The 19,695-nt window shown below is 66.1% G+C and carries 20 protein-coding genes; 11 read left to right on the forward strand and 9 right to left on the reverse strand.

The features are described 5' to 3' along the window. The 4 genes from thiE (at position 1) to ABRP28_RS08505 (ending at position 5,220) form a co-directional block, all read left to right on the forward strand. Positions 1–750 (forward strand): thiamine phosphate synthase, encoded by a 750-nt coding sequence (gene thiE, locus ABRP28_RS08490; RefSeq protein WP_350001854.1) that lies wholly within the window; start codon positions 1–3, stop codon positions 748–750. A 75-nt stretch (positions 751–825) separates the two neighbouring features. Then, positions 826–2,355 carry an RNB domain-containing ribonuclease gene (locus ABRP28_RS08495; protein WP_350001855.1) on the forward strand — a complete coding sequence of 510 codons (1,530 nt, stop codon included), beginning with the start codon at positions 826–828 and terminating at the stop codon, positions 2,353–2,355. A gap of 301 nt (positions 2,356–2,656) precedes the next feature. Continuing rightward, positions 2,657–4,339 (forward strand): DEAD/DEAH box helicase, encoded by a 1,683-nt coding sequence (locus ABRP28_RS08500; RefSeq protein WP_350001856.1) that lies wholly within the window; start codon positions 2,657–2,659, stop codon positions 4,337–4,339. Between the two features lie 8 nt (positions 4,340–4,347). Beyond that, positions 4,348–5,220 carry a DNA methyltransferase gene (locus tag ABRP28_RS08505; protein WP_350001857.1) on the forward strand — a complete coding sequence of 291 codons (873 nt, stop codon included), beginning with the start codon at positions 4,348–4,350 and terminating at the stop codon, positions 5,218–5,220. A gap of 14 nt (positions 5,221–5,234) precedes the next feature. Here ABRP28_RS08505 and ABRP28_RS08510 read toward each other — a convergent pair whose 3' ends face one another. Further along, positions 5,235–6,083: a PHP domain-containing protein gene (locus ABRP28_RS08510; RefSeq protein ID WP_350001859.1), complete on the reverse strand. Its 849-nt coding sequence runs from the start codon at positions 6,081–6,083 to the stop codon at positions 5,235–5,237. A gap of 133 nt (positions 6,084–6,216) precedes the next feature. Between ABRP28_RS08510 and ABRP28_RS08515 the strand changes: the two genes are divergently transcribed. Next, positions 6,217–7,803: an aminopeptidase P family protein gene (locus ABRP28_RS08515; RefSeq protein WP_374152956.1), complete on the forward strand. Its 1,587-nt coding sequence runs from the start codon at positions 6,217–6,219 to the stop codon at positions 7,801–7,803. Positions 7,804–7,880: 77 nt separating this feature from the next. On the opposite strand, the gene ABRP28_RS08520 is transcribed toward ABRP28_RS08515, so the two are convergent. Beyond that, entirely contained in the window at positions 7,881–8,798 is a 918-nt protein-coding gene (locus ABRP28_RS08520) for a general stress protein (protein WP_350001860.1), read from the reverse strand. Between the two features lie 77 nt (positions 8,799–8,875). On the opposite strand from ABRP28_RS08520, the gene ABRP28_RS08525 reads away from it, so the two are divergent. The 3 genes from ABRP28_RS08525 to ABRP28_RS08535 are packed head-to-tail and all read left to right on the forward strand — an operon-like array spanning position 8,876 to position 11,986. Further along, entirely contained in the window at positions 8,876–10,159 is a 1,284-nt protein-coding gene (locus ABRP28_RS08525; protein ID WP_066277496.1) for a magnesium transporter MgtE N-terminal domain-containing protein, read from the forward strand. Then, a complete protein-coding gene (locus ABRP28_RS08530) occupies positions 10,143–10,844 on the forward strand; it encodes a DUF1003 domain-containing protein (protein WP_350001862.1) in 702 nt (233 codons plus the stop codon). The genes ABRP28_RS08525 and ABRP28_RS08530 overlap by 17 nt, the downstream gene beginning before the upstream one ends. Continuing rightward, a complete protein-coding gene (locus ABRP28_RS08535) occupies positions 10,844–11,986 on the forward strand; it encodes an Mrp/NBP35 family ATP-binding protein (RefSeq protein ID WP_350001864.1) in 1,143 nt (380 codons plus the stop codon). Before ABRP28_RS08530 ends, ABRP28_RS08535 begins: the two co-directional genes overlap by 1 nt. Before the next feature lie 81 nt (positions 11,987–12,067). Here ABRP28_RS08535 and ABRP28_RS08540 read toward each other — a convergent pair whose 3' ends face one another. The 3 genes from ABRP28_RS08540 to sigE form a co-directional block, all read right to left on the reverse strand. Next, positions 12,068–12,475 carry a Sec-independent protein translocase TatB gene (locus ABRP28_RS08540; protein WP_350001865.1) on the reverse strand — a complete coding sequence of 136 codons (408 nt, stop codon included), beginning with the start codon at positions 12,473–12,475 and terminating at the stop codon, positions 12,068–12,070. 69 nt (positions 12,476–12,544) lie between these two features. Next, complete coding sequence (locus ABRP28_RS08545; protein WP_350001867.1) at positions 12,545–13,417, reverse strand: anti-sigma factor; 873 nt, start codon at positions 13,415–13,417, stop codon at positions 12,545–12,547. A 7-nt stretch (positions 13,418–13,424) separates the two neighbouring features. Next, complete coding sequence (gene sigE, locus ABRP28_RS08550) at positions 13,425–14,039, reverse strand: RNA polymerase sigma factor SigE (RefSeq protein WP_350001868.1); 615 nt, start codon at positions 14,037–14,039, stop codon at positions 13,425–13,427. A 225-nt stretch (positions 14,040–14,264) separates the two neighbouring features. Here sigE and ABRP28_RS08555 point away from each other — a divergent pair, with 225 nt between their 5' ends. Beyond that, complete coding sequence (locus tag ABRP28_RS08555) at positions 14,265–14,897, forward strand: O-methyltransferase (protein WP_350001871.1); 633 nt, start codon at positions 14,265–14,267, stop codon at positions 14,895–14,897. A 56-nt stretch (positions 14,898–14,953) separates the two neighbouring features. Here the strand turns inward: ABRP28_RS08555 and ABRP28_RS08560 are convergent, their stop codons facing one another. The 4 genes from ABRP28_RS08560 to ABRP28_RS08575 all read right to left on the reverse strand — a co-directional run bounded on the left by ABRP28_RS08560 (position 14,954) and on the right by ABRP28_RS08575 (position 17,875). Then, positions 14,954–15,121 (reverse strand): DUF3117 domain-containing protein, encoded by a 168-nt coding sequence (locus ABRP28_RS08560; RefSeq protein WP_009357720.1) that lies wholly within the window; start codon positions 15,119–15,121, stop codon positions 14,954–14,956. 255 nt (positions 15,122–15,376) lie between these two features. Next, the gene (locus ABRP28_RS08565; RefSeq protein ID WP_350001874.1) at positions 15,377–16,657 is read right to left on the reverse strand and encodes a hypothetical protein; all 1,281 of its coding nucleotides are present in this window, start codon (positions 16,655–16,657) and stop codon (positions 15,377–15,379) included. Continuing rightward, positions 16,654–17,034: a DivIVA domain-containing protein gene (locus ABRP28_RS08570; RefSeq protein ID WP_350001876.1), complete on the reverse strand. Its 381-nt coding sequence runs from the start codon at positions 17,032–17,034 to the stop codon at positions 16,654–16,656. Before ABRP28_RS08570 ends, ABRP28_RS08565 begins: the two co-directional genes overlap by 4 nt. 58 nt (positions 17,035–17,092) lie before the next feature. Beyond that, entirely contained in the window at positions 17,093–17,875 is a 783-nt protein-coding gene (locus tag ABRP28_RS08575) for a TIGR00730 family Rossman fold protein (RefSeq protein WP_104185063.1), read from the reverse strand. Between the two features lie 104 nt (positions 17,876–17,979). Between ABRP28_RS08575 and ABRP28_RS08580 the strand changes: the two genes are divergently transcribed. Both ABRP28_RS08580 and ABRP28_RS08585 read left to right on the forward strand, forming a co-directional pair. Then, positions 17,980–18,735 carry an amino acid ABC transporter ATP-binding protein gene (locus ABRP28_RS08580; RefSeq protein ID WP_231456382.1) on the forward strand — a complete coding sequence of 252 codons (756 nt, stop codon included), beginning with the start codon at positions 17,980–17,982 and terminating at the stop codon, positions 18,733–18,735. Between the two features lie 67 nt (positions 18,736–18,802). Beyond that, complete coding sequence (locus tag ABRP28_RS08585) at positions 18,803–19,690, forward strand: glutamate ABC transporter substrate-binding protein (RefSeq protein ID WP_350001877.1); 888 nt, start codon at positions 18,803–18,805, stop codon at positions 19,688–19,690. The last annotated feature ends 5 nt before the right edge of the window (positions 19,691–19,695 follow it).

Raw genomic sequence — 19,695 nt, forward strand, 5'->3', positions numbered from 1 at the left:
ATGAATGTGTCCCACCCCCCTGCCGCCGCTTCCCGTCCGTCCGGTACAGACGCCTTTATCAATGCGGAAGGCAGTGCCGGAATCCACAATGCGCGCCTGTACCTCTGCACGGATGCGCGCCGCCGCCAGGGCGACTTCGAACAGTTCGTGGATGCCGCATTCGCGGGCGGCGTGGACACCATCCAGCTCCGGGACAAATCCATCGAAGCCGCCGAGGAGCTGGAACTCCTGGCCGTCCTGAAGGAGGCAGCGGTCCGCCACGGCAGGCTGTGGGCAGTAAATGACCGCGCGGATATTGCTGTGCTCTCCGGCGCTCCCGTCTTCCACATCGGCCAGAAAGACCTTCCCCTCAAGGCAGCCCGGACGCTGCTGAACGGGAACGCCGCAATCGGCCTGTCCAGCCACAGCCCTGACCAGGTGGACGCCGCCCTGGCCGCTGCCGCCGGCCCAGCCGCACTCGACTACTTCTGCGTGGGCCCCCTGTGGGCAACACCCACCAAGCCCGGCCGCGCCGCCGTCGGCCTGGGCCTGGTGAAGCATGCGGCCGCCGCCTCGGCGGCGCAGGGGCAGGGAAAGCCCGACGGCGGCGTGCCCTGGTTCGCGATCGGCGGGATTGACCACGGCAACGTGGAGCAGGTGGTGGCGGCCGGTGCCAGCAGGATCGTTGTGGTCCGGGCCATCACGGAAGCCGATGATCCGGCAGCCGCTGCCGCATCGCTGCTCGGCGCCCTGGACGCTGCCCGCCCCTGACGCGGAGCCGGATCTCCGGGGCAGCCGCGGGCGGCCCGGTGCACTATTTGCGAAATTCGGGCTACGCTGATTTTCGTGTCACATCATCGGCTGGCCCCCAATGTCCACGAGCACACCAACGCCCTCGAGGCTGCACTCAGCGCCCTGCGGACGGAGCTTGAGCTGCCGAACGAGTATCCAAAAGATGCCGTGAAGGACGCCGAGGCCGCGGTGTCGGCACTGCAGCTGCCAGCCCATGACCTCACCGCCATCGACTTCATCACCATCGACCCGGCGTCGTCCACCGACCTTGACCAGGCGCTCTACATTGAGCGGGACGGCAGCGGCTACCGCGTGCTGTATGCCATCGCCGACGTTCCCGCCTTCGTGGCTCCCGGCGGGCCGCTGGACGCCGAGACACGGCGCCGGGGGCAGACTTTCTACACCCCGGACGGCCGCATTCCGCTGCACCCGGAAGTCATCAGCGAAGGCGCGGGAAGCCTCCTGCCGGGGCAGGACTGTTCGGCGTTCGTTTGGGATTTCCGGCTCGACGCCAGCGCCGAAGTCACCGCCGTCACGGTCAGGCGGGCCCGCATGCGCAGCCGCGCCAAGCTCAGCTACAAGGGCGCCCAGGAGGAGCTGGACGGCGGCAGCCCTTCCGCCGTCCTGGTCCTCCTCAAAGAGGTGGGGCTAAAGCGCGTGGCGCTGGAGCGCGCGCGGGACGGCGCAAGCCTGAACATGCCGGACCAGGAGATTGTCCAGCTTCCCGACGGCGGCTACCGGATTTCGGCGGCCCCGCAGCTGCCCGTCGAGGACTGGAACGCCCAGATCTCGCTTATGACGGGCATGGCGGCGGCGCAGCTGATGCTGGCCGGCAAAGTGGGCATCCTCCGCACCATGCCGTCACCGGACGAGCGTTCCCTGCACCATTTCCGGCTCCAGACGGAGGCCCTCGGAAAGCCCTGGGACGGTGAGGTGAGCTACGGCGAGTACCTTCGCAGCCTCGACCCCACCGAGCCCCGGCAGCTGGCCATTATGCATTCAGCGGGAATGCTCTTCCGGGGGGCTGCGTACACGGCGTTCGACGGCACGGTCCCCGAAGACGCCGTTCAGTCCGCCATTGGCGCGGCCTACGCCCACACCACCGCGCCTCTGCGCCGCCTGGTGGACCGCTTTGTCCTGGTGACCTGCGAGGCCCTGTGCAATGGTGGCGAGGTGCCCGGCTGGGTCCGTGATGCGCTGCCCTCGCTTCCCGAGATCATGGCCGGCTCGGACCAGTTGGCGTCCCGGATGGAGCGCATGGCCCTGGACACCGTGGAGGCGGCGCTCCTGGTCAACCACATCGGGCAGGAGTTCGACGCAATTGTCATCTCCGGATCCAAGCCCCAAAAGGAAAACGGGAACGGGAGCACCGGCAAGAACGGCAACGGCGGCAACGGCAGGAACGGAAACGGCCGCAATGGCAACGGCAACGGGGGCTCCGGCATTATCCAGATTGCCGAACCTGCCGTCACGGCCCGCTGCGCCGGCGAGCTGGAGGCCGGCACCAAGGTCCGCGTGCGCCTGGTGTCCTCCGATATCGCCACCCGCGAAGTGCATTTTGAACTGGTCCCGCCACTGTCCTGAAGCGGGCTGATTTCCTTCCAGCTGGCAGGCACGGCGGTCCAAAGCCGGGTTTCCCTGCCCTTGCGGCTAGACTGGAGAGGTAGAAATGGATGCCCGGTCGTTGATTTCCTTGATTTGAAACCAACAAGCCCGCCCCTACGCGATCTTGAGAAACACCCGCTGGTCACCAGTGCCAGCATTTTAGATAGCCCGCGATCGGCTTCCACTGGAATTGCTTGCGCGCCTGAGCGTGCTCCGGAACGGCCAAGGCCGGCCCGTTGAGCAGGCAGCGCCCTTGCCCAAATGAATAAGGAAACTCCACGTGAGTGAATTGCATACCCACCAGCTTCTGACGGACGACTCCGGCACCGAAACGATCGAGCCGGAAGAAACCATCATCTCCGACGAGAAGCCGCACGAGATCGAGGAAAAGTCCTTCGCGGACTTCAACGTCCGCGCCGACATCGTGGAATCCCTGGCGGACGCCGGAATCACCCATCCCTTCCCCATCCAGGCCATGACCCTGCCGGTGGCCCTCTCCGGCCACGACATCATTGGCCAGGCCAAGACCGGCACCGGCAAGACGCTGGGCTTCGGCATCCCCGCCCTGCAGCGGGTAGTGGGCCGGGACGACGCCGGCTACGAGAAACTCGCGGTCCCCGGCGCACCGCAGGCCCTGGTCATCGTCCCTACCCGCGAACTCGCGGTGCAGGTGGCCAACGATCTTCAGACTGCTTCCCGCAAGCGGAACGCCCGCATCGCCACCATCTACGGCGGCCGGGCCTACGAGCCCCAGGTGGAGGCCCTGAAGAACGGCGTGGAGGTTGTGGTGGGAACCCCCGGGCGCCTCATCGACCTTTACAAGCAGAAGCACCTGAGCCTGAAAAACGTGAAGATCGTCATCCTGGACGAGGCCGACGAAATGCTTGACCTCGGCTTCCTGCCCGACGTCGAGACCCTGATCGCGGCCACGCCGGCGGTCCGCCAGACCCTCCTGTTCTCCGCCACCATGCCCGGGCCGGTCATTGCCATGGCCCGCCGCTACATGACCCAGCCCACCCACATCCGCGCCGCTGACCCGGATGACGAAGGCCTCACCAAGCGGGACATCCGCCAGCTGATCTACCGCGCGCACAGCATGGACAAGATCGAGGTGGTGGCCCGCATCCTCCAGGCCAAGGGGCGCGGCCGCACCATCATCTTCACCAAGACCAAGCGCACCGCGGCCAAGGTTGCAGAGGAACTGGTGGACCGCGGCTTCGCGGCAGCAGCGATCCACGGCGACCTCGGACAGGGTGCGCGCGAACAGGCACTCCGGGCCTTCCGCAACAACAAGGTGGATGTCCTGGTGGCAACCGACGTCGCCGCCCGCGGCATCGACGTGGACGACGTCACGCACGTCATCAACTACCAGTGCGTGGAAGACGAGAAGATCTACCTGCACCGGGTGGGCCGCACCGGCCGCGCCGGCAACAAGGGCACCGCCGTCACGTTCGTGGACTGGGATGACATGCCGCGCTGGGGACTGATCAACAAAGCCCTGGGCCTGAGCGTGCCCGAGCCCGTCGAAACCTACTCGTCCTCCCCGCACCTGTACGAGGACCTGGACATCCCCGAGGGCACCAAGGGCCGGCTTCCGCGCGACAAGCGCACCCTCGCCGGTGTTGACGCTGAGGTGCTCGAGGACCTGGGCGAAACGGGAAAGAAGAACAGCCGCGGGGGCCGCGAGACCGGCAGCTCGCGCGACGGCCGTGGCCGCGACAGCAGGGACCGTGGCGCCAAGCGCGAAGCGGGCCGCAGCAGCGACTCCGCTGCCCGCTCCGGTGAGCGCCGCCGTCGTACGCCTGATTCAGCCGCAGCACCCGCTGCTGCCAGTGACGCTCCGGCAGCAGCCGGAGCCGAGCAGCCCTCACGCACCCGGCGCCCCCGCACCCGCACACGGCGCCGCAACGGTGAAGTGGTGGGCGGCGGGAACGCTGCACAGCCCGGAAGCACCGAGGCCTAACGCCCTTCATGACTGACACTGTCTGGGCGCCGGACGGCAGCAGCCTGGTGGTCCACGCGGACAACGCGGACTTCCTTCCCTCGCTGCCGGACGGCGCCTTCACGCTTATCTATGTGGACCCCCCGTTCAACACGGGCCGGGCCCAAAGCCGCCAGCAGACCACCATGGTGGCCAACGCGGACGGCACCGGCGACCGCGTCGGCTTCAAGGGGCGCTCCTACGACACCATCAAAGGGGCGCTGCACCGCTACGACGATGCCTTCAGCGACTACTGGTCCTTCCTGGAGCCGCGCCTCGTGGAGGCGTGGCGGCTGCTCGCCGAGGACGGCACCCTGTACCTGCACCTGGACTACCGCGAAGTGCACTACGCCAAGGTGATGCTGGACGCGATCTTCGGCCGGGAGTGCTTCCTGAACGAGATCATCTGGGCATACGACTACGGCGCCCGTGCCAAGAACCGCTGGCCCACCAAGCACGACAACATCCTGGTGTACGTCAAGAATCCAGCGAAGTACCACTTCAACAGCGCCGAAGTGGACCGGGAACCGTACATGGCGCCGGGCCTGGTCACACCGGCCAAACGCGAACTGGGCAAGCTGCCCACGGACGTCTGGTGGCACACCATCGTCTCCCCCACCGGCAAGGAAAAGACCGGGTACCCCACGCAAAAGCCGGAGGGCCTCATCCGCCGGGTGGTGGCAGCGTCCAGCCGGCCCGGTGACTGGTGCCTCGATTTCTTCGCCGGTTCCGGGACACTGGGCGCGGTGGCCGCAAAGATGGACCGCAGGTTTGTGTGCGTGGACCAGAACCAGCCGGCCATTGACATCATGGCCCAGCGCCTGGGTGCCCACGCCCAGTTCACCGCCTACCCTCCCAACTAGGGGTCAGCGCGGGATCAGGGACGGACGACGGCGGTCCCGGTCCCCAGTTCCTCGATCCGGGCGAGGACGTCCGGCTCGGTGAGGTTCTCCCCCAGCAGGTTGGGCTTGCCGGTGCCGTGGTAATCCGATGATCCGGTGATCAGGAGGTCATGCTTGGCGGCCAGCCGCCGCAGGAACACGCGCCCCTCTTCCGGATTGTCCCGGTGGTCGATTTCCAGGCCCGCCAGGCCGGCGTCAATCATCTCCTGGTACACCCGCTCGCCCACGATCCTCCCGCGCGAGGATGCCACGGGGTGGGCGAAGACAGGGACCCCGCCGGCGGCACGGACAAGTTCGACGGCGATGGCCGGCGCGGGTGCGTAGTGCTGGATGAAGTAGCGCGACCGCGAGGTGAGGATGGAGGCGAAGGCCTCCGAGCGGTCCTCCACCACGCCAGCGGCCACGAGGGCGTCCGCGATGTGGGGCCGGCCGAGGGTAGCCCCCGGGGCCACATGGTGGATGACGTCGTCCCAGGTGAGGGGGTAGTCCTCCGCGAGCAGGGTGACCATCCGTTCGGCACGCGTATGGCGCGCGTCCTTGGCCTTGGTGATTTCCTCGAGGAGTCCCGGGTGTTCCGGGTCATGCAGATAGCTCAAGAGGTGGACGCTGATGCCCTCCTCCGTCCGGCAGGAAACCTCCATCCCGGGGACCAGGGCTACTCCGTGCTCAATGGCTGCGGCGGACGCCTCATCCCAGCCGGCCGTGGAATCGTGGTCCGTCAGCGCAATGACGTCCAGGCCGGCACGGGCAGCAGAAGCCATGACGTCTACGGGATTCTCGGTGCCGTCCGAGACATTGGAGTGGGCATGCAGGTCAATCCTCACCTTTCCAGAGTAGTTGACCCGGCGTTCACCCTGCGTATGCGCGGCCGCAACGACCGGCCGGCCTTCCCGCAGGGCCCCGCACACGGGGCTCCGCCTGTTCGCGTAGCCGCGGAGCTGGTGAGACGATGGTGCCGTGAAAGATGCCGAAAACACCCCCGCCTCTGCTTCCCAGCCACTGGAGGAGCGCGTCAACAACCGCTCGCAGCGGCCCAGCTCCGACGCTTTCAAGGCCTTCATGGCCGGCAACTGGGCGCCCGCCAGCCAGGAGCTCCCGGAGCGTGACGCCGTAGCCGGCTACGCCGCAACCCGGCGCAGGGCAATCTCCGGACAGTTCAAGGGCGAACGCCTGGTGATCCCTGCCGGCCCGTTGAAAGTCCGCTCCAACGACTGCGACTACCGCTTCCGTCCCCACTCCGGATTCGCGCACCTGACCGGGCTTGGCCTCGACCACGAGCCTGACGCCGTCCTGATCCTTGAGCCCGTCGCGGAAGGAAAGGGCGACGACGGCGGCCACCACCGGGCAACGCTTTACTTCCGGCCGCTGGCCGGACGCGACACCGAGCAGTTCTATGCAGACTCCCGGGCCGGCGAATTCTGGATCGGCGCGCGCCCCACCCTCGCCGAATTCGAGGCACGCCTTGGGCTGGCGACAGCGCACATCGACCAACTGGAGACCGCCATCACCAAGGACGTGGGCGCTCCGGAAATCGGCGGCATCTCCATCCGGCTGGTCCGCAAGGTGGACGAGAACATCGACGCGCTGGTGGACACTGCCCGCTACAACACAGCAAAGGATCCGGACAACCTGGACCTCGCCGTCCTCGATGCCCTGGACGAAAAGCTGAGCGAAGCCCTCTCCGAACTGCGCCTGATCAAGGACGATTGGGAAATCGAGCAGATGAAGCTCGCGGTGGCAGCCACTGTTGAAGGGTTCGAGGAAGTGGTGAAAGTCCTGCCGCGCGCGCTCACGCACGCCCGCGGGGAGCGCGTGGTGGAAGGCGCCTTCTTCGCCCGGGCACGCGAGGTAGGGAACGAGCTGGGATACGACACCATCGCAGCCTCCGGGAGCAACGCCACGGTTCTGCACTGGACCCGTAATACGGGCAGGATCCATGCCGGAGAGCTCCTACTGCTGGACGCCGGCGTTGAAGCGGATTCCCTGTACACGGCTGACATCACCCGCACCCTTCCCGCCGGCGGCGTGTTCACGGACATCCAGCGCAAAGTCTACGAAGCAGTGCTTGACGCTGCGGACGCCGGCTTTGCCGCGGCACAGCCCGGGGCAAAGTTCCGGGACATCCACACCGCAGCCACCACTGTCCTGGCCGAGCGGCTTGCGGCGTGGGGGCTCCTCCCCGTGACAGTGGAGGAGGCCATCAGTCCCGAAGGCCAGCAGCACCGCCGCTGGATGCCGCACGGCACCAGCCACCATCTGGGCCTGGACGTCCACGACTGCGCCCAGGCCAAACGCGAGCTCTACCTGGATGGCATCCTCACCGAAGGAATGGTGTTCACCATCGAACCCGGCTTGTACTTCAAGGCCGAGGACCTGGCCATCCCGGAGGAATACCGTGGAATCGGTGTCCGCATTGAGGACGACGTCCTGATGACGGCCGACGGACCGGTCAACCTGAGCGCTGCCCTGCCGCGCAAGGCCGAGGACGTGCAGGACTGGATGGCGGGTATCTACCGCGAAGCCGACGGAACCCTGGAAGCGTAAGCAGAAAAAACGGGGCCGCCGGAACATTGTGTTCCGGCGGCCCCGTTCATGTCTTTGCCCGTTCAGCAGCCCGCAGGCTACTGCCGCGGCTCACCCGGGTGCTGTTCGGGTGTGTCCTGCTGGCCGTCAACGCGCTGTCCCGGCGTGTGCTGCTGGCCGGCGTCAGGGTGGCCGGCATCAGAGTGGCTGGCGTCAGCGGCGGGAGCCTGCGGCAGCCGGACTCCATATTGCGGTCGCCCGTCCGGCAGGTCCGGGTAGCGTACTGCCCGCGCCGGAGCGGGCTGCTCCTGCGCGTCCTGGGCGGCAGCAGGCTGGCCCTGGTTCTCCTGGACCGGCTGTGCCTGGGCGGAGGACCCCGAGGACTGCTGGCCGTAGGGATCGTTCCACCCTGACGGGCGGGCCGGACCCTGGCCGGGCTGGTTCTGCTGGTAGGGCTGGCTGTTGTAGTCGCGCTGGGTGTAAGGACCACCGCCGGCGGCCGCATCCGACCGGGTCATCGGCAACTGCTGGAGCAGGCGCCGGGCCTCGTGGGAAGCCTCCGGCGAGACCACGACGTCGTAGCTGGTGGCCACCACCTGGTTGGTGGAGGTGAAGTCGCGCTTGCCGCGCTGCATGGCGTAGGTGACGATGCCGAAGAGCATAAAGAACGCTGCGCCCATCAGTACCGAGGTAAGGATGGAGAAGTACCCCGGTGACGGTGCGAAGAAGGACAGCATGACACCCACGAACAGGCCGAACCACATGCCGCTCAGCGCTCCGGAAAGTGCAACCCGGGGGTAGCTCAGGCGGCCGGTCACCCGTTCCACCATCTTCAGCTCGTTGCCCACGATGGACACCATGTGGACCGGGAACTGCTGGTCCGCCAGGTAGTCCACGGCCTTCTGGGCATCCAGGTAGGACGTGTAGGAACCCACGGTATCGCCGGTGGGAACGGCCCGGGCTTCATCCATTCCGCCGGGCCCGCCGGCCTTGGGAGCACCAAATATGTTTGCCATACCCCCATTCTTGCCCATGAGCATGTGTGCTGCCTGTAAATTCAGCTAAAAGAGAGCAGACTCGGTAGCCTGTAGGAGTGAGCACAACTCCTACCCGCGTCTTCGTGGCGCGCCTTTTGGGCCTCGACGTCTTCGACCCGCTGGGCGACCGGCTGGGCCGGCTGCGCGATGTTGTTGTGCTGTCCCGGGGAACGCAGGGCGCACCCCACGTGGTGGGCATCGTCGTCGAAGTTCCCGGCAAGAAGCGCGTCTTCGTGCCGATGACGCGCATCACCTCCATTGACCAGACCCAGATCATCTGCACCGGGCTGGTGAACCTGCGCCGCTTCGAACAGCGCGGTGCCGAAACACTGGTGGTGGCCGAGATGTTCGACCGCCGTGTCACGCTGCGGGACGGCAGCGGCGACGCCACCATCGAAGACATCGCCATGGACCAGCACCGCTCACGCGACTGGTTCGTCAGCAAGCTCTTTGTCCGCCGCGGCCACTCCCTCTCCCCGCTGAGCCGGCTCCGCCGCAATGAAACCCTGATCATCGACTGGGCCGACGCCCTCCAGGGCCCGCGGACCGAGCCGCAGGCCGCCACCCAGTTTGTGGCCAACCATGAGGACCTCAAACCCGCGGACTTCGCCGAAGCCCTGCAGGAGATGAGCGACAAACGCCGTTTCGAGGTGGCGAGCGAGCTGCAGGACGAGCGCCTGGCCGATGTCCTCCAGGAGCTCCCGGAGGATGACCAGGTGGAGATCCTCTCCGCCCTGGACGTCCAGCGCGCAGCCGACGTGCTGGAGGAGATGGACCCTGACGACGCCGCTGACCTCCTTGGTGAGCTCCCCTCTGCCCAGGCGGAGGAGCTGCTTCAGTTGATGGAGCCCGAAGGCGCAGAGGACGTCCGGCGCCTGCTGGAGTACGACGAAGACACCGCAGGCGGGCTTATGACCCCGGTACCGGTCATCCTTCCTCCCGAGGCCACGGTCGCAGAGGCCCTGGCCCACGTGCGCCGCGAGGAACTCTCCCCCGCACTTGCCTCCTCCATCTTCATAGCCAGGCCGCCGCTGGAAACGCCCACCGGCCGTTTCCTGGGAGTTGTCCACATCCAGCAGCTGCTCCGGTTCCCGCCGTTCGAGCCGCTCGGCAACCTGGTGGACAAGAACCTGGAACCACTGTCGGACCAGGCCCACATCAGCGAAGTGGCGCGCACGCTGGCTACCTACAATTTGAACTCCCTCCCCGTGGTCAATGACGCCGGCAGGCTTGTGGGGGCGGTGACTGTTGATGACGTTCTGGATCATCTGTTGCCGGATGATTGGCGCGCCCACGATGGCGAAGCCCCGATAAGAAGGCTTGGTGGCCGTATTGGCTGAGAGCAGCGCACCCAAGAATCCCAACCAGCGGATACCCGCCCGGAAAACGGCCGACAAGGGCAGCCTGGATACGCCACTGAGCGGGCGCCAGCGCATCCTGCCCAAGTTCTCGCCGGATCCGGACGCCTTCGGCCACGCCACGGAAGGCTTTGCCCGTTTCATGGGCACGCCGCAGTTCCTCGTCTACATGACGGTCTTCGTGGTCATCTGGCTGGCCTGGAACACCTGGGCGCCGCTGGCGTGGCAGTTCGATTCCCGCGACCTCGGCTTTACCCTGCTCACCCTGATGCTGTCCCTGCAGGCCTCCTACGCCGCACCGCTTCTGCTGCTGGCCCAGAACCGGCAGGACGACCGCGACCGCGTCTCGCTCCAGCAGGACCGCCAGCGCGCCGAGCGCAACCTCTCCGACACGGAGTACCTGACCCGGGAACTCGCATCCCTGCGGATTGCGCTGCGCGAGGTTGCCACGCGCGACTACGTCCGTGCCGAGCTGCGTTCACTGCTTGAGGACATGCTGGAGGCCCAGGAGGAGCTCCGGACCCATGATCCCTCCGGCCAGGGGCAGCACGAGTCCCCGCGCGACAAGGTCAAGGAAAAACTCAAGGAACAGCGTGACCGGCAGCGCAACCCGCGCACCCAGCAGATCCCCCGGGTCAAGCCCGGCCATTCCACCCAGGACCGTTAATGAGCAAACCCACTGCCAACACTGCGTTGGCTGAGGCAGTCAACGCTGCCCTGGCCACGGTGATCGACCCCGAACTCCGCCGCCCCATCACCGAACTGGGCATGGTTGAGTCCGTCTCCGTAGACGACGCCGGCAGGGCCAGCCTGGTTGTCCTGCTCACCATTTCCGGCTGCCCCCTAAGGGACACCATCACGGCCGATGCCACAAAGGCGCTGCTGGCAGTTCCCGGCGTAGCCGCCGTCGACGTTGAACTCAAGGTGATGACCCAGGAACAGCGCGATGCCCTCAAGGAGCTGCTCCGCGGCGCGGGAGGCCAGCGCGGGATCCCCTTCAACGAGCCCGGTTCCCTGACCAGGGTCTACGCGGTGGCAAGCGGCAAGGGCGGAGTCGGCAAGTCCTCCGTGACTGTCAACCTTGCCTGTGCCCTGGCAGCCCAGGGCCTGCGCGTCGGCATCGTGGACGCGGACGTCTACGGTTTCTCCGTGCCGGGCCTGATGGGCATCACGCAGCCGCCCACCCGGGTGGATGACATGATCCTTCCCCCTGTCGCGTACGGGGTGAAGGTGATTTCCATCGGCATGTTCGTCAGCGGCAACCAGCCCGTGGCCTGGCGCGGGCCGATGCTGCACCGCGCCTTGGAGCAGTTCCTCACCGACGTCTATTTCGGCGACCTGGATGCCCTGTTCCTCGATCTGCCGCCCGGCACCGGCGACATTGCCATCTCGGTGGCCCAGCTGCTGCCCAAGGCGGAAATCCTGGTGGTCACCACGCCGCAGGCGGCTGCCGCCGACGTCGCCGAGCGCGCCGGCGCCATCGCCACGCAAACGGGCCAGAAGGTGGCGGGAGTCATCGAGAACATGTCCTACCTGGAAATGCCCGACGGCGGCAGGATGGAATTGTTCGGCAGCGGCGGCGGGCAGGTCCTCGCCGAACGGCTGACGGCAACGGTAGGGGCGGAGGTGCCGCTGCTGGGCCAGATTCCGCTGGACATCCAGCTGCGGGAGGGCGGGGACGCGGGTGTGCCCATCGTCCTGGGCCAGTCCGGGACTCCTGCTGCGGCGGCCCTGTCAGGTATCGCTGGGCAGCTGGCAGCAAAACCGCGTGGGTTGGCCGGCATGAAACTGGGGCTTCAGCCGCGCTGAGCCGGCGCCAGCCATCCAGCGAGGCTCAGCCAGTTGGGTGCCGGCAGACGAATGCAGTGCCGTGAAACCCGTGCAGGCGTTCTAGGTGGCTTCGGTGTCGAAGGGGGCAGCTTCGCCGGGCGGCAGTGACTGGATCACGCGTTCAGGCCGCTTCGGCGCGGTGTCGGCTGCCACGGCGGCGGCTCCGGAGACGGCGGCCACTGCGGCCGGCGCGCCTGCGCTGACGGGTTTGGAATCGTCGTCGAGGAGCGCCTCTTTAATGATGCGCCGGGGATCGTACTGCCGGGGGTCGTACTTCTTCCAATCGACATCATCGATGTCGATCCCGACTTCTTCCTTGATCTGCTCGCGGGCACCGGAGGCCATGCGCCGGACTTCCTTGACCAGGTTCGCCAGCTTCTGGGTGTATTCGGGCAGCCGCTGGGGGCCGATCACCAGAACGCCAATGATCAGCAGAAGAAAGAACTCCGGGCCGTTGATTCCAAACACTTTAGGAAGATTACCCTCTCCGGGCTGCCAGTGACGATTTCAACCCGGGGCCCGGGAGAAGTGCATGCGCTATGGGGTGAAAAAGGCCACGATCCGGTTCGCTCCCCGCTGCAGCCGCGTGGTGAGCGGCTCCCCTCCTGCTTCGGGGGACGCCGATGCTCCGGCGGCAACCCCTTCTTCAGCCCTGGCGCCCAGGCGCTGCAGGATGGCGACGGCGTCATCGGCCCGTTCCGCCGGCAGGTCGGACTCGTAAGTGAAGCTGTGCCCCGGTGTCCGGTAGGTTGCCAGCCACGGCGATGACTGCAGAACGAGAAGGTTGGCACCCGCTTCCCGGTCGGCAGTTCCAGCCTGCTCTCCAACGGCTTGCGCGGGAAGCCGCTGTTCGGTCACGGTGGCGTAGTGGGACCCGTCCGTCAGCCGCAGCTCGACCGCCGGCTGCCCGTTGAGCACCGTAGCCTTCGCCGACTCAAGGTGGAAGCCCATCGCTTCAAGTTCCGGGCAGGCCCAGCCTTCTGAGCGAAGCAGGGTGAGCTGTTCAGCGTTCAACTGCCTGCCGTCCGCCGGTGTCCGGGACGAAACTTGCGAGAAAGCGGCGGGATTCCCTGGGGCCTCCCCTGGCAGGGGATCCCCGGCCGCCGCAAAGGCACCTGCAGCCAGGACAGCTGCCGCGGCCGTGCTGCCGCCGGCGGCCAGCGCCAGGACCCGGACAGCCGTGCGGGGCTGCGCGGGCCGTTGCAAGGGAACCTGGGGGACGGCGGCGAGCTCCTGTGTCCGTGCCAGCAGCCGGGCCGTCAGGTCATCGCTGGCGGGAGGGATGGGGGCATCGCGGAGCCGCTCCAGGTACTGGCGTTCCCGCCGCACCGCTGCAGAGCATTCGTGGCAGGACTGGAGATGGCTGCTGGTGCGCTGGTGCCTGCGTCCGAAGGGAGCCGGGGACCTCATGCGCCGTTCAGAGGATGCCGGCGATACGCGGCATGGACAGTTTCCGGCGCGACTGCTGGGGACGCGGGTCCCGGTGCGCCAGCTTCTCCCGAAGCATGGTCCGGCCGCGGTGGATCCGTGAGCGGACCGTGCCAAGCTTCACGCCCAGCGCTTCCGCCACTTCGTCGTAGGACAGGCCTTCGAGGTCGCAGAGGACGACGGCGGCGCGGAAGTCCGGGGGAAGTTCCTCGAGCGCAGCCTGGACATCCAGGTCCAGGTTGTTGAGCTCGAAGCTCTGTTCCGGACCGGGCTCACGGCCGGGAAGCCGCGACTCCGCATCCTCGGCGAGGGCGTCGAACCTGATCCGGGTTTTCCGGCGCGCCTGGTCCAGGAAGAGGTTGGTGGTGATCCGGTGCAGCCAGCCGTCAAGCGTGCCTGGCTTGAAGTTCTCCAGTGAGCGGAAGACGCGGACAAACACCTCCTGGGTGAGGTCCTCGGCGTCGTACTTGTTGCCCGTCAGGCGGTAAGCCAGCCGGTAGACCTTCGCCGAGTGGTTGGTGACCACTTCTTCCCAGGTGGGACGAACCCACTCAACCTCAGGATGGTTTGTTGCAGGGACAGGTGCCACAACTGAAGATGACATCGTCCACTCCCCTCGTGGAATACTAACGCCCGGATACTGTTGACATCTCTGATTCGGCGCCGGTCACCTTTTGGATGAGCGGATATTAATCATTTCAAACTTGTCTGGGAATTTCCTGATTGTGGAAAAGTTCAGCCCTAGGCGCAACCGCCCGCCTCCCCTGCCGTTGCCACCGGACACAGTAGGCTGTAAAGGACATTCCCTGCCGCCCAGAAAGCGAAACCCATGAGCGCCGACAAGTCCACCAGCTGGTCCTATGCAGAAGATCTTCCTGCTGAGGATGAGGTCATGCTTCGGGCCAGGGAGCGCTCCTTCGAGCTTGGCGTGACGCCCATTGGTCCGGGAGTGGGAGCAGTCCTCACTGTGCTGGCTGCCGCGTCCAAAGCCCAGACCGCCGTCGAGATCGGGACAGGGGCTGGAGTTTCAGGTGTGTGCCTGCTCCGCGGCCTTGGCCCACAGTCCGTGCTCACCACCATTGACGTGGACGTCGAACACCTTCGGGCGGCGCGGGAGGCGTTCTCCGAGGCGGGCAGCCCGGCAAACCGTACCCGGACCATTTCCGGCCGGGCGGGCGACGTCCTTCCCCGCCTGACAGACCGTGCCTATGACCTGGTGTTCATTGACGCCGACAAACCCGGGCTTCCCCGATACGTGGAACAGGCCATCCGGCTACTGAAGCCTGCAGGGCTACTGATCATTAACGACGCGCTGGACAAGGACAAGGTGGCCAACCCGGCAAGCCGCGAAGCCAACACCGTGGTCCTTCGCCAGGTGGGCAAGGCGATCCGCGACGACGACAGGCTGGCTTCGGCCATGCTCCCCACCGGCGACGGCCTGCTGGTAGCGGTCAAGAAATAGGGATCCGAAAAAGGCAGGGCCCGCAGCCGGTGGCTGCAGGCCCTGCCTTTTCACGATTATTCGGTAACGCCGACCAGGCATTCCTTGAGGTTGGCTGCCTCGGCAGCGTTCAGCTCGACCACCAGACGCCCGCCGCCTTCGAGCGGGACGCGCATGATCAGGCTGCGGCCCTCCTTGGTGACTTCCATTGGGCCGTCGCCGGTGCGTGGTTTCATAGCCGCCATGAGGAATTCCCCTCCATTTAGTCCCAGGACTGATCAGCCCGGGCGGGCTGTGTCCGCATGTAGATGAAAGCTGCCATGGCGGAGTGGTTGGACACCGCCCGGGCTGCGCGTATTCTGAATGCTTTTTGTCCTTGCTTACTAACTATTATCGCGGAATTACCCGCACGTAGCTAATCGATGGACATTTCCTGCGTGCCGCTATTTCCGCCCTGACCTGCGCGGAAGCCCCAATGGCCAGGGTGGATAATCCCCTGGCTAGGGAGGGTAATCCCCTCCGCCCGGCAATTGCGCCCAGGCCCACAGCCACACGATCCAGACAATCTGCAGCAGCAGGAACATGAGCACCACCGTCCCGCGGTAGGCCCGGGACATGGAGGCCAGGGCGGCTCCCAACGCCAGCGGAAACAGTGGCAGCAGCATGCGGAAGGTGCTGGTCTGCGGATGCAGGAACACCACCAGGTAGGCCATATAGCAGGCGCACCACAAGCGGAGTTCGACGCCGAGCTGCCGGACGGCGGGCAGGAAGAGCATGGCGGCGAAGAGCGCCACGTAAATGAAGGGGGCCAGTACCCCCAACACCGGCCCGAAAAGGCTGATGCCGGTGTCGAACCATGGCTTGAAGGGCACCAGGTCGTGGCCGCGCCATACCGTTTCCGTTTTGGTGTAGGCCTGGATGTCTCCGGTGGCCGCCCAGGCTGCCGCGGGCCAGGCGAGCGCCATGGCGCCTCCGACGCCGATCAGGACGGCGAGTGCTGCGAGGTCACGGGTGGCATGGGTTCCTTCCCGCTGCCCTGCGGGCGGTGGTGCATTGCGGAACCGATCTTTGCCGAACCGCGCCCAGAGATGGTGCAGGAGGAGCAGCCCCAGGGTGGCGGCAAAGGGAACGCCTACCGGGCGGGACAGGCACAGGAGCACCACCACGGGAATGGCCCAGAGGTACTGCCTCCGGATCACCAGCAGCAATGCTGCGGCGAGGAGCAGCAGGGACAGCGGTTCGGCATATGGCACCTGCAGGACGGCCGAGACGGGGAAGGTAGCGAAGAAGGCAACACCCCAAAGCGCGGGCGCGTGGGAGGCCTTGTGCCGGAAAAGGACGTAGACAACCAGCGCCGCTCCCCAGCCCGCAAGCATGGCGATGATGGTCAGGGCAGCTGCGGGAGCCATGCCGGTAAGTCCGCTGAGCCCTCCGGCCAGGGCAGGAAACAAGGGATAGAAGGCCCACGTGTTTTCCTGGACGTTGCCTGCGGCGTCCGTCGGGAGGACGGAAGGGTAGCCGCCGGCAATGACCTGGGCATACCAGCGGGCGTCCCAGATGTTGATGAAGTTCCAGTAATCGGGCTTGGCCGGGAACCAGGGGTTCGGGCCTTGGTGGAGGGCAGCAGCCATGAAGATGCAGGCGCTGGCCAGGCGGGCGGCCAAGTAGATGGCGGTAACCTGCAGCCACCACGGCAAGCCTCGGAGGGCCGCTCCCGCCTGCCCGGCTAACCCTTGAAGCGAGGGGAGGATGCCTGCGCGGCGCCGCGCCACTGTGCTCACAGCGTGTTCTCTCCAGTGGGCCCGGTCCCGCCGGCTTCCGTGGCGGCGTCCTCCTGCAGGGCCAGCAGCTCTGCCCGCAAGGCGTCAATCTCCTCCTGTTTGGAGGCGAGCTGGTCCCGCAATTCATCCAGGACCTGGTCCACCTGGTCCATCCGGTAGCCCCGGAGGCCAAGGGAGAAGCGCACGCGGTCCACATCCTCCGGCGCGGCCCGGGCAGGAAGCAGGACAGGGGGAAGGTTGGCAGGCGGCTGTTCAAAGCCGCCGTCGAGCAGGACGGGCAACGGACCGTTGCCTTTCCTGCCGGAACGCAGCCCGAGGCCCACCCAGAAAACTGCCCCGACCAGCCCGATGGCCAGGAAAACCAGAAAGAAACTCACCGTTCCATCGTGCCAGACCGGGTGGCTGCCGCCAGCCCGGACACCCGGGCGGGCCCGGCTACTCCGGCCGCTGCTCTCCCTTGAAGGAGGGCGTAACTGCCCCGTGGAGCACACGATCAACGGCCTCGGCGGGATCGTCAACCACCTGGATCAGGTCCAGGTCCTTTTCGGAGACCATGCCTTCGGCCACCAGGGTGCCCCTGATCCACTCGATCATTGGACCCCAGAAGTCGACGCCGAGGAGGACGATCGGGAAGGATGTCACCTTCCGCGTCTGCACCAGGACCATGGCCTCGAACAACTCGTCGAGGGTTCCCAGCCCGCCGGGCAGGACGATGAACCCCTGGGCGTATTTGACGAACATCGTTTTGCGGGCAAAAAAGTACCGGAAGTTGATGCCCAGGTCCACCCACTGGTTCAGACCCTGCTCGAACGGCAGCTCGATCCCCAGGCCCACGGACACGCCGTTGCCCTCCACGGTGCCGCGGTTGGCGGCCTCCATGGATCCGGGGCCGCCGCCGGTGATGACGGCAACGCCGGCCTCCGCCAGTTTCCGCCCCACCTCCACGCCCATCTCGTAGTAGGGGCTGCCGGGCTTGGTGCGTGCTGAACCGAAGACGCTCACGGCCTTGCCGATGTCCGCCAGGGCACCGAAGCCTTCCACGAACTCGCTCTGGATTCGCAGGACCCGCCAGGGATCGGTGTGGACGAACTGCCCGGGGCCCTTGGTATCAAGCAGATGCTGGTCCGACATCTCCACGGCCGCTTGTTTGCGGCGCAGCTCAAGGGGCCCCTTGCGGCGTGGTTGGGAATTTCTTGCCGGATCTGCACTGATGCTCATTCCCCTAGGCTAACCTGCCAGCCGGAGGTATCTCTTGAATCACGATCCGCAGGAACATGGGGTGATTCGCGTCATAAGCCTGTGTTGTTCGCTAGATTCTTCCTATGACTACTCATGTGCCCGGCGATGCCCTCGTCTCCCTGAACGCCGTAAACAAGCATTACGGCCAGCTGCACGTACTGAAGGACATCAACCTCCAGGTCCGCAAGGGCGAGGTTGTTGTGGTCATCGGGCCTTCGGGCTCCGGTAAGTCCACCCTTTGCCGCGCCATCAACCGCCTCGAAACGATCGAAGGCGGGACCATCAGCATCGATGGAAAGGTCCTGCCCGAGGAAGGCAAGGAACTGGCGCAACTGCGTGCCGACGTCGGAATGGTCTTCCAGTCCTTCAACCTTTTCGCCCACAAAACCATCCTCGAAAACGTGACCCTCGGGCCCATCAAGGTCAAAGGCGTCTCCAAGGCAGCCGCGGACAAGGACGCAATGGCGCTCCTTGAACGCGTTGGCGTGGGCCACCAGGCCCCGAAGCTCCCGGCGCAGCTGTCCGGCGGGCAGCAGCAGCGCGTCGCGATCGCCCGGGCGCTGGCCATGAAGCCCAAGGTCATGCTCTTTGACGAGCCCACCTCGGCCCTCGACCCGGAAATGATCAATGAGGTCCTGGACGTCATGATCCAGCTGGCCAAGGAGGGCATGACCATGATCGTGGTCACCCACGAGATGGGATTCGCCCGCAAGGCCGCGGACCGCGTCGTATTTATGGCGGACGGCCAGATCGTTGAGGACGCCACCCCGGAGGAGTTCTTCACCAATCCGAAGAGCGACCGCGCCAAGGACTTCCTGTCCAAGCTCCTCACCCACTGATCCACCCGGACAAACACTCCAAGTTCGCACCCAGGCCGTGACCCACGGCCGCAATGAAAGGAATGTCATGAAGGCATTTATGACCCGGCGGAAGTCATTCTTCGTGGCGGCTACCGCCGCTCTCGCCCTGTCCCTGAGCGCCTGCGGCGGGGGCGGCACCGACGCCGGGGGCGATCCCTCGGTTGCTGCAGAGCCCACGTTCGCTGCCGGCACCACCATGGAAAAGCTCGCCTCGGCCGGCACCATCAAGATCGGCACCAAGTACGACCAGCCCCTCTTCGGCCAGGTGGGCCTGGACGGCAAGCCCATCGGCTTCGACGTCGAGATCGGCAAGCTGATCGCGGCCGAGCTGGGCATCCCGGCTGACAAGATCGAATGGTCCGAGACTGTTTCCGCCAACCGCGAGCCGTTCATCGAACAGGGCAAGGTTGACCTGGTCATCGCCACGTACACCATCAACGACAAGCGCAAGCAGGTCGTCAGCTTTGCGGGCCCGTACTACGAGGCCGGCCAGGCGCTGATGGTCAACGCAGACAATGACTCCATTAAGACCCCCGAAGACGTCCGCGGCAAGAAGGTGTGCTCGGTGACGGGCTCCACCCCGGCCGCCACCATCGTGGACCAGTACGGAGCGGAACTCGTTCCGGCTGCAACCTACTCGGCCTGCCTTGAGCCGCTGCGCAACAAGCAGGTAGAAGCCGTCACCACGGACAACGTGATCCTGGCCGGCTTCGTGGACAAGGAGCCGGAAGCCTTCAAGCTCGCCTCCGACGAGACCTTCACCAAGGAGCCCTACGGCATCGGCCTGAAGAAGGACGACACCGAGTTCCGCAACTGGATCAACGACCAGCTGGAAAAGTTCGAGGAAAACGGGTCCTACAAGAAGGCCTGGGAGGACACTGCGGGCTCGGTCATCAAGACTGCCCCCGAGCTGCCCGAGATTGACCGTTACTAAGTAAC

It is taken from the genome of Pseudarthrobacter sp. WHRI 8279, from assembly GCF_040224115.2.
In the GTDB taxonomy this organism is placed as follows: domain Bacteria; phylum Actinomycetota; class Actinomycetes; order Actinomycetales; family Micrococcaceae; genus Arthrobacter.

Bases quoted from the DNA above. Each gene is read 5' to 3' on its own strand.
- thiE (WP_350001854.1), top strand. From the start codon at position 1: ATGAATGTGTCCCACCCCCCTGCCGCCGCTTCCCGTCCGTCCGGTACA.
- ABRP28_RS08505 (WP_350001857.1), top strand. From the start codon at position 4,348: ATGACTGACACTGTCTGGGCGCCGGACGGCAGCAGCCTGGTGGTCCAC.
- ABRP28_RS08520 (WP_350001860.1), bottom strand. From the start codon at position 8,798: ATGGCAAACATATTTGGTGCTCCCAAGGCCGGCGGGCCCGGCGGAATG.
- ABRP28_RS08535 (WP_350001864.1), top strand. From the start codon at position 10,844: ATGAGCAAACCCACTGCCAACACTGCGTTGGCTGAGGCAGTCAACGCT.
- ABRP28_RS08545 (WP_350001867.1), bottom strand. From the start codon at position 13,417: ATGAGGTCCCCGGCTCCCTTCGGACGCAGGCACCAGCGCACCAGCAGC.
- sigE (WP_350001868.1), bottom strand. From the start codon at position 14,039: ATGTCATCTTCAGTTGTGGCACCTGTCCCTGCAACAAACCATCCTGAG.
- ABRP28_RS08555 (WP_350001871.1), top strand. From the start codon at position 14,265: ATGAGCGCCGACAAGTCCACCAGCTGGTCCTATGCAGAAGATCTTCCT.
- ABRP28_RS08560 (WP_009357720.1), bottom strand. From the start codon at position 15,121: ATGGCGGCTATGAAACCACGCACCGGCGACGGCCCAATGGAAGTCACC.
- ABRP28_RS08575 (WP_104185063.1), bottom strand. From the start codon at position 17,875: ATGAGCATCAGTGCAGATCCGGCAAGAAATTCCCAACCACGCCGCAAG.
- ABRP28_RS08580 (WP_231456382.1), top strand. From the start codon at position 17,980: ATGACTACTCATGTGCCCGGCGATGCCCTCGTCTCCCTGAACGCCGTA.
- ABRP28_RS08585 (WP_350001877.1), top strand. From the start codon at position 18,803: ATGAAGGCATTTATGACCCGGCGGAAGTCATTCTTCGTGGCGGCTACC.